Genomic DNA, 8,205 nt, shown 5'->3' on the forward strand with positions numbered 1-8,205 from the left:
GTGCCCGGGGCAGCAGGGCCCGGGGCACGGAGCACGGCGCCGGTGTGAGGCGTCCGCCCCGCAAGGGCGGCAGCCGCAGTCAGGTCAGTGCTCCTCGCGCCAGCCTTCGTGGGCGGTGGCGACGGCGTCGAGGACCCCGAGGCGGGCGGGAGTCCATCCGCCCTCGGGAGGCTCCACGACGACCAGCCACTGCGCGTCCTCGGCGTCGTCCTCGCCGGCCAGGGCGTCTCTGACGATGTCGAGCTCGCCGAGGTCGGGGTGGTCGGCGCTCAGTTCCTCCGCGACCTCCTCGGCGGTGTCGCGGTCGGGCAGGACGAGCAGCTGCCGGGCGCGTGGGTCGAAGTCGTCCGGCAGGTCGGTGGTCAGGTCTTCGGTCACCGGCCCATTCTCCCGTGCGGAGCTGTCCGTGCCCCGTGGGATGCTGGTAGGCGATGGCCAGGAAGAGTGCACCCGACGACCTGCTCGCCCCGCTGACCCTCGCGGTCGGTCAGGAGGAGCTGCTGCTGGACCGCGCGGTCGCCCAGGTCGTGGCAGCGGCCAGGGCGGCCGACCCGGACACCGACGTGCGGGACCTGCCCCCGGGCACCCTGCAGCCCGGGAGCCTGGCCGAGCTGACCACTCCCTCGCTCTTCGCCGAGCGCAAGGTCATCGTGGTCAGGGCCGCGCAGGACCTCGGCGCCGACTCCGTGAAGGAGGTCAAGGCGTACATCGAGGCCCCCGCCGAAGAAGTGATCATCGTCCTGGTGCATGCGGGCGGTGCGAAGGGCAAGGGGCTGCTGGACGCGGGCCGCAAGGCCGGCGGCCGCGAGGTGGCGTGCGCCAAGCTCGCCAAGGCGAGCGAGCGGCTGGCCTTCGTCCGCGGCGAGTTCCGCACCCTCGGCCGTTCGGCGACCCCCGAGGCCTGCCAGGCGCTGCTGGACGCGCTCGGCAGCGACCTTCGCGAGCTGGCCGCCGCGTGCGGTCAGCTGACCTCCGACGTCGAGGGCGCCATCGACGAGACCGTGGTGGCCCGCTACTACAGCGGCCGGGCCGAGGCCACCGGCTTCGAGGTGGCGGACCTCGCGGTCACCGGCCGGGCCGCCGAGGCCCTGGAGCGCCTGCGCTGGGCGCTGGCCGTCGGCCAGCCGCCGACCGGCATCACCTACGCGCTGGCGTCCGGCGTGCGCAGCATCGGGCGGCTCGCCTCCGCCGGGCGGAACATGCGCCCCGGGGACCTCGCGCGCGAGCTGGGCATGCCGCCGTGGAAGGTGGACCGGGTCCGCCAGCAGATGCGCGGCTGGACGGGCGACGGCGTGGCCGTGGCGCTGACCGCGATCGCGCAGGCGGACGCGGCCGTCAAGGGCGGTTCCGACGACCCGGCCTTCGCGCTGGAGCGGGCCGTGGTCGCCGTGGCCAGGGCCTCCCGGGCCGGCTCCCGGCCGCCGGCGTACTGAGCCCACGGCGCACCGGCCACCCGCCCGTCGGCCGCCGCCGCACGCCACTCGCCGCCGCCCCCGCCGCACGCCACCCGCCTGCGACCGCCCCCGGCCACCAGCCCCCGTCTACGCGCCGCCGATCGCCTTGAGCATGTCCCGGGTGTCGTCGAGCATCGCCTTGCGCACGGTCTCGCGGTCCAGCGTGTGGTTCTTGCCGACCTGGTAGTTGTCCGTCCAGTACAGCGAGTACGTCATGCCGCCGTCGCGGACCTGCAGGTAGTAGTTGATGTCGTGGAAGCTCTTGTCCGTACTGGTCGGCTCGTCGCCGTACGCGAGGTAGGCCTCCTCGCCCAGGCCCGGGACGGTCGTGATCTCGTACTTCTGCTGCTCGAAGTACTGCCGCAGGGCGGCGAACTCGGGAACCGAATCGACGGCCTTGTGGAGCTCGACACGGACGTCGAGGGTGGCGTAGTCGGTGGTGTCGCTGTCGCCGGGCGTGCGCTTCATCAGGGCGTAGCAGCGCATGACGTCCATGGCCTCGCTCCGGCCGGCGTGCTCCAGCGGGTAGTTGTCCACCATCTTGTACTTGCCGCGGAACGCGGTGAGCTTGCCGGCGTCGCAGATCCTGTCGACGGCGTGGTAGGCCCGGAGGCTCTTGACGGCGGACTTGCCGTCGACGAGGCCGGGCACCGCGAGGACGGTTCCGGTCCAGACCACCGAGGCGAGGATCGCGCCGGCGAACGCCCAGAGCGCGTTGCGCCGCAGGCCGCGGCTCCGCCCACCGCCCCCGGCGGGATCACCCGACGCCCCCGGTGCGCTGGGCAGCCCGGGCGGCGGTCCGAAGCCGGGAGGGCTGTTCGGCGCCGGCGGTGGCGACTGCTGCGGGAAGCCGGCGAAGCCGGGTCCGCTCTGCGGAGGTGGCGGTGGTGGCGGCGGTGTCCCCAATGTGTGCCCCCCTCGGGCCCTCGACCTGCGTGCCGAACACCCGGACCCTACCGGTCGTGCCGGGGCCGTGACAGGCGTTGCGGAGACCCGCACCCGGGGCCCGGCACGGGCCGTACCCGGCCGCAAACCGCTGGAAGGGTCTTGCGCACGCGCACCGTCTCCCGCCGGTCCGGGCGCCGCAGGCCGGCCTCGCGACGCCCGGGCGGCCGGGGCAACCGGGACAGCCGCGCCGACCGGGGCGTCCCGGAAGGTTCGGTGGTTCCGGGAGCCACGACGACGCCACCGGCCGCCCCGGTTCCCCGCAGCGGGCGGAAACGCGTACTGCCCGCCCGGTGTGTACCGGACGGGCAGTAGTGAAAGGGCCTATGAGCTGCCACTTTCGGTCAATCTCTGTGCACCGCACCCGCGTGGCGAACGCAGGCCGCGTGCGGTGCGAAGTGTGCTGTGCTCCTCGGGGCTCCGGGTAGAGGGCCGGGGTCTCCCGAGGGGGTGGGGCCGTCGGTGCGGCCCCGGGGGCGTCAGGCCTGGACGGCCGCGTTGACGCGCTTGGTGATGGCCGACTTCTTGTTGGCGGCCTGGTTGGCGTGGATGACGCCCTTGCTCACGGCCTTGTCCAGCGCCTTGGAGGCGGCGCGGGCCAGCACGGCGGCCTTCTCGGTCTCACCGGCGGCAGCGGCCTCGCGGGCCTTGCGCAGGGCGGTCTTCAGCGAGGACTTGACGGCCTTGTTGCGCAGGCGCGCCTTCTCGTTGGTCTTGTTGCGCTTGATCTGGGACTTGATGTTCGCCACGAAAGAGCCTCAGTCTGTGAAATCGGTTCCGGGGGTCCCTCCCGACCGGGGCCGGGAGAGGGCTGCACCGTGCGGCCGCCGGACCAGCTGAGAGGGCATGCCGGGGCCACGTGCAGCCGCCCACGCTACCAGGGGCGCCGGGCCCGGCCCAAACCGGCTGATCTCCGGACGGCCCCCGGCCGGGGCCCGCTCAGGCCCGCAGGACGGGCTCCCCGTAGTGCTCGACCTCGGGGAACGGACGGTAGAAGTGGTGCAGCAGCGCCCGCCACCGCCCGTACTCGGGGGAGCGGCGGAAGCCCTCGGTGTGGTCGGCGAGGGTGTCCCAGCCGACCTGGAGCAGGAAGCGGGAGCCGCGCCCCTCGTCGAGGCAGCGGCGGAGTTCCAGCGAGCGGAAGCCGGGCCGGCCGGCGATCAGCGGCCGGGCCTCGGCGAAGGCGGCCAGGAACTCCTCCTCCCGGCCGGGGACGACGTCGAGCAGGGCGCTTTCCAGGATCATGGCCGGTCATCCTGCCGCCCGCCGCGGGCCGTGCGGAAGCCGCCCGGCGGCCCGAACCGGACGGTGGCGCGCGGCCCGGCCGCGGGAAGTGGGAAGATGGGAGGAACTATCTCGATCGGACGACCGTCCGGTCGCCCGGGAAGCCGGTCAGCGATGATCCGGACACCCCCGGCCCCCGGACCAACGGAGAATCGGACCAAGGTGCCCGCGACCCCCAGCAATGTGCCAGAGCCCAGCCGTACCGACCCGGCGCTGATCCGCAACTTCTGCATCATCGCCCACATCGACCACGGCAAGTCGACGCTCGCCGACCGGATGCTGCAGATCACCGGTGTGGTCGACCCGCGGCAGATGCGTGCCCAGTACCTCGACCGCATGGACATCGAGCGCGAGCGCGGGATCACCATCAAGTCGCAGGCCGTCCGCCTCCCCTGGGCGCCGAGGACCGGCCCGGAGGCCGGGGCCACGCACATCCTCAACATGATCGACACCCCGGGCCACGTGGACTTCACGTACGAGGTGTCGCGCTCCCTCGCGGCCTGCGAGGGCACCGTCCTGGTCGTCGACGCGGCCCAGGGCATCGAGGCGCAGACCCTCGCCAACCTCTACCTGGCGCTGGAGAACGACCTCACGATCGTCCCGGTGCTGAACAAGATCGACCTGCCGGCCGCCCAGCCGGAGAAGTACGCCGAGGAGATCGCGCACATCATCGGCTGCGACCCGGCCGACGTGCTCAAGGTCAGCGCCAAGACCGGTCTGGGCGTCGAGGACCTGCTGGACCACATCGTCAACACGGTCCCGGCCCCGGTCGGCGTCGCGGACGCCCCGGCCCGCGCGATGATCTTCGACTCGGTGTACGACTCCTACCGAGGCGTGGTCACCTACGTCAGGGTCGTGGACGGTCAGCTGACCAAGCGCGAGCGCATCGCGATGATGTCGACCGGTGCCACCCACGAGCTGCTGGAGATCGGTGTCATCTCCCCCGAGCCGAAGGTCGCCGACGGCCTCGGCGTCGGTGAGGTGGGCTACATCATCACCGGTGTGAAGGACGTCCGGCAGTCCAAGGTGGGTGACACCATCACGTCGATGCACAAGGGTGCCACCGAGCCGCTCGGCGGCTACAAGGACCCGCGTCCGATGGTGTTCTCCGGCCTGTACCCGCTGGACGGCTCGGACTACCCGCTGCTGCGCGACGCCCTGGACAAGCTGCGGCTGAACGACGCGGCCCTGGTGTACGAGCCGGAGACGTCCGTGGCGCTCGGCTTCGGCTACCGCTGCGGCTTCCTCGGCCTGCTGCACCTGGAGATCATCCGGGAGCGCCTGGAGCGCGAGTTCAACCTCGACCTCATCTCCACCGCCCCGAACGTGGTCTACCGGGTGATCATGGAGGACGGCACCGAGCACACCGTCACCAACCCGAGCGAGTTCCCCACCGGCAAGATCGCCGAGGTGTACGAGCCGGTGGTGCGCGGCACCATCCTGGCGCCGAACGAGTTCGTCGGCGCGATCATGGAGCTCTGCCAGTCCCGGCGCGGCAACCTCCAGGGCATGGACTACCTGTCGGAGGACCGGGTCGAGCTGCGCTACACCCTGCCGCTCGCCGAGATCGTCTTCGACTTCTTCGACCAGCTGAAGTCCAAGACCCGCGGCTACGCCTCGCTCGACTACGAGCCCATCGGCGAGCAGAGCGCGCAGCTGGTGAAGGTCGACATCCTGCTGCACGGCGACGCGGTGGACGCCTTCTCCGCGATCGTGCACAAGGACAAGGCCTACAGCTACGGCGTGATGATGGCCGGCAAGCTGCAGAAGCTGATCCCGCGCCAGCAGTTCGAGGTGCCGATCCAGGCGGCGATCGGCTCGCGGGTGATCGCCCGTGAGACGGTCCGCGCGATCCGCAAGGACGTCCTCGCCAAGTGCTACGGCGGTGACATCTCCCGCAAGCGGAAGCTGCTGGAGAAGCAGAAGGAGGGCAAGAAGCGGATGAAGATGGTCGGCCGCGTGGAGGTCCCGCAGGAGGCCTTCATCGCCGCGCTGTCCACCGACGCCGAGGCCCCCAAGGGCGAGAAGAAGTAGGCGGGACGGAGCAACGGCGCCGCCGCCACGAGGGGCCCGGGACGCACATCGCGCCCCGGGCCCCTCGGGCGTTCCGGAGGGTGCTCACGGCCGCGCCGGCACGTGGCTCCCGGTGTCCGCCCCCGGGTGTCCGCGCCCCGGTGTCCGCGTCCCGGGGCCGGCGGCCCGGGGTCAGCGCAGCGAGGTCGCGACGATGCCGAGGATGGCAGCCTTGGCCAGCCGCCCGGCGCGGCCGGTGAGCACCCGGGGCCGCATCGAGTCGTCGCCGTTGATGAACTGGAGCAGCCCCTCGCGCCGCCCGAGGCTCAGGCACTGCGCGGCGTAGCGGAAGCGGAACGGCCTGTCGGTGCGCCCGGCGAGGACCTTGCCGAGGTACTGCCCCTGGGGCAGGGCGGTGGCGCAGCCCATCCGGAGGGTGCCGGTGCCGGGGACGGTGACGTCGGCGGCGTCGCCGATCACGTACACCTCGGGGTGCGAGACCGAGCGCAGGTGGTCGTCGACGGTGGCCCGGCCGGCCGCGTTGACGGCGAGGCCGGCCTCGGCGGCGAGCGGGTGGGGTTCCATGGCGGCGGCCCAGACGACGAGGTCGGCGGGGATCCGGCCGGCGCCGGTGGTGAGGCCCTCGGCGTCGACGGCGGTGACGGCGGCGTGCTCGTGGATCCGGACGCCGAGGCCGCGCAGGACGCGGTGGACGTGGTCGTGGCCCTTGGCCGAGAACCAGCCGCCGACCTCGCCGGCGGCGACGATCCGCACGGTCCAGCGGGGGTGGGCCTCGGCGAGTTCGGCGGCGAGTTCGATGCCGGTGGCGCCGCCGCCGACGACGGCGAGGGTGCCGGGGTGCTCGGCGGTGCGCAGCCGTGCGGCGATCTCGTCGGCGCGCTCGGCGGGGTGGGCGTGCTCGGCGGCGCCGGGGACGCCGTGCCAGGCGGTGCGGCTGCCGAGGGCGTGCACCAGGGTGTCGTAGGCGACGGTCCCGCCGTTGTCGAGGTGGACCTCGCGGGCGTCGAGGTCGAGTCCGGTGGCCCGGGCCCGGATGTGCCGGACCCGGCGGCCGCGCAGGACGTCGGCGAGCGCGGGCCGGTGCTCGCGGTGGCCGGCGGCGGTCTCGTGCTGGCGGATGCGCTGCAGGAAGCGGCTTTCGGGGGCGATCAGGGTCACCTGCGCGTGCTTGCCCGCGCGGGCGGCGGCGGTGAGGCCCGCGTAGCCGGCACCCAGTACGACGATCTGCTTCTCGGTCATGTCGTCCCGCTCCTTCTGAGGTGCCCGGAGGCGCCGGGTCGCCGCGTCCCCGGGGCCGGGGAGCGCTTCTGCGCGTGTTCGGAAGTGCGCTTGTTCGGAAGGGGGACGACGCGGACGGCCGGGGTGTGACGGTGATGCGCGTCACACCCCGGCCGGTGATGGCCGGGTGATGGCCGGGCGGGGCCGGGCGGGTGGCCGCCGGTGCTCAGGCGCCGGCGGCGGGCGGGTTGAGGTGCCCGAGCTTCTCCGGGTTGACCACCGTGTACGCCTCGGTGATCCGGCCGCCGGCGACGGTGAAGGCGATCACGCCGCCGACCACGCCGGGCCGCGGGTACCAGACCAGGCCGGGTTCGCCGTTGACCGTCGCGAACTCCACGGGGGTGTCGGAGGTGATCCACTTGGCGACCAGACCGGCGACGAGCCGGGCGACCTTGTCGGAGCCGAGGACGGGGCGGGCGCCGGCGCTGACGATGCCGCCGCCGTCGGAGTGCCAGACGATGTCCGGGTCGAGGACGGCGAGCAGGCCCTCGATGTCGCCGCGGGCGCTGGCGGCGGCGAACGCCTCGACGGCCTGCCGGTGCTCGGCGGGATCGGCGCAGGCCCGCCGGCCGCCTTCCCTGACCCGGCGGCGGGCGCGGGAGGCGAGCTGCCGGGCCGCGTCGGGGGTGCGGTCGAGGGAGGCGGCGATCTCCTCGAAGCCGACCGCGAACACGTCGTGCAGGACGAAGGCGGCGCGTTCGGCGGGGGTGAGCTGTTCGAGGACGGCGAGCAGGGCGAGCGAGACGGATTCGCCGCGCTCGGCGAGGTCGGCGGGGGAGGCGGGGGTGTCCTGGTAGGAGAGGGACGGCTCGGGCAGCCATTCGCCGAAGTAGGACTCGCGGCGGGCCCGGGCGGAGCCGAGCTGGTCGTAGCAGAGGCGGGTGACGACGGTGGTGAGGTAGGCGCGGGGGTCGGCCACGTCGCCGCGGTCGGCGGCGCGCCAGCGCAGCCAGGCCTCCTGGAGGACGTCCTCGGCATCGGTGAAGGAGCCGAGCATGCGGTAGGCGACGGAGCCGAGGTAGCGCCGGTTGGCCTCGAAGGCGTCCTGGGCGGGCCGGCCGGTCGCGGTGGCGGTCGTCGACGGTTCGTCACTCACGCGCCCACCGTAGCTCCCGCCGCCGCCGGGACGGGCGGCGGTACCGGGCCCGCCCGCCGTCCCCGCCCGCCGTCCCCGGACACGCCGGAGCCCGGGGCGGACGGTCCGGTGCCC

General features: G+C 73.6%; 8 protein-coding genes. 2 read left to right on the forward strand and 6 right to left on the reverse strand.

The features are described 5' to 3' along the window. Positions 1-84: 84 nt before the first annotated feature. On the reverse strand, positions 85-378 hold the full coding sequence (locus ACFCX4_RS32115; protein WP_376150261.1) for a hypothetical protein: 294 nt from the start codon (positions 376-378) through the stop codon (positions 85-87). Between the two features lie 53 nt (positions 379-431). Between ACFCX4_RS32115 and holA the strand changes: the two genes are divergently transcribed. After that, positions 432-1,433 carry a DNA polymerase III subunit delta gene (gene holA, locus ACFCX4_RS32120; protein ID WP_376150263.1) on the forward strand — a complete coding sequence of 334 codons (1,002 nt, stop codon included), beginning with the start codon at positions 432-434 and terminating at the stop codon, positions 1,431-1,433. 108 nt (positions 1,434-1,541) lie between these two features. Here the strand turns inward: holA and ACFCX4_RS32125 are convergent, their stop codons facing one another. The 3 genes from ACFCX4_RS32125 to ACFCX4_RS32135 all read right to left on the reverse strand — a co-directional run bounded on the left by ACFCX4_RS32125 (position 1,542) and on the right by ACFCX4_RS32135 (position 3,644). Then, positions 1,542-2,132 carry a hypothetical protein gene (locus tag ACFCX4_RS32125; RefSeq protein WP_376150265.1) on the reverse strand — a complete coding sequence of 197 codons (591 nt, stop codon included), beginning with the start codon at positions 2,130-2,132 and terminating at the stop codon, positions 1,542-1,544. Between the two features lie 746 nt (positions 2,133-2,878). Further along, a complete protein-coding gene (rpsT, locus tag ACFCX4_RS32130) occupies positions 2,879-3,148 on the reverse strand; it encodes a 30S ribosomal protein S20 (RefSeq protein ID WP_030233686.1) in 270 nt (89 codons plus the stop codon). A 190-nt stretch (positions 3,149-3,338) separates the two neighbouring features. After that, positions 3,339-3,644 (reverse strand): antibiotic biosynthesis monooxygenase family protein, encoded by a 306-nt coding sequence (locus ACFCX4_RS32135; protein ID WP_376150267.1) that lies wholly within the window; start codon positions 3,642-3,644, stop codon positions 3,339-3,341. A gap of 201 nt (positions 3,645-3,845) precedes the next feature. Here ACFCX4_RS32135 and lepA point away from each other — a divergent pair, with 201 nt between their 5' ends. Continuing rightward, positions 3,846-5,717 (forward strand): translation elongation factor 4, encoded by a 1,872-nt coding sequence (lepA, locus tag ACFCX4_RS32140; RefSeq protein WP_376150269.1) that lies wholly within the window; start codon positions 3,846-3,848, stop codon positions 5,715-5,717. Between the two features lie 171 nt (positions 5,718-5,888). Here lepA and ACFCX4_RS32145 read toward each other — a convergent pair whose 3' ends face one another. Both ACFCX4_RS32145 and sigJ read right to left on the reverse strand, forming a co-directional pair. Continuing rightward, positions 5,889-6,956, reverse strand: coding sequence for an NAD(P)/FAD-dependent oxidoreductase (locus tag ACFCX4_RS32145; protein WP_376150271.1), 1,068 nt, complete (start codon positions 6,954-6,956; stop codon positions 5,889-5,891). 205 nt (positions 6,957-7,161) lie between these two features. Next, positions 7,162-8,091 (reverse strand): RNA polymerase sigma factor SigJ, encoded by a 930-nt coding sequence (gene sigJ, locus ACFCX4_RS32150; protein ID WP_376150273.1) that lies wholly within the window; start codon positions 8,089-8,091, stop codon positions 7,162-7,164. Positions 8,092-8,205 lie beyond the last annotated feature (114 nt).

The organism is Kitasatospora sp. NPDC056327 (assembly GCF_042261735.1).
In the GTDB taxonomy this organism is placed as follows: domain Bacteria; phylum Actinomycetota; class Actinomycetes; order Streptomycetales; family Streptomycetaceae; genus Kitasatospora.

Coding starts and splice junctions, on each gene's coding strand:
- ACFCX4_RS32135 (WP_376150267.1), bottom strand. CDS start 3,644: ATGATCCTGGAAAGCGCCCTGCTCGACGTCGTCCCCGGCCGGGAGGAG.
- holA (WP_376150263.1), top strand. CDS start 432: ATGGCCAGGAAGAGTGCACCCGACGACCTGCTCGCCCCGCTGACCCTC.
- ACFCX4_RS32145 (WP_376150271.1), bottom strand. CDS start 6,956: ATGACCGAGAAGCAGATCGTCGTACTGGGTGCCGGCTACGCGGGCCTC.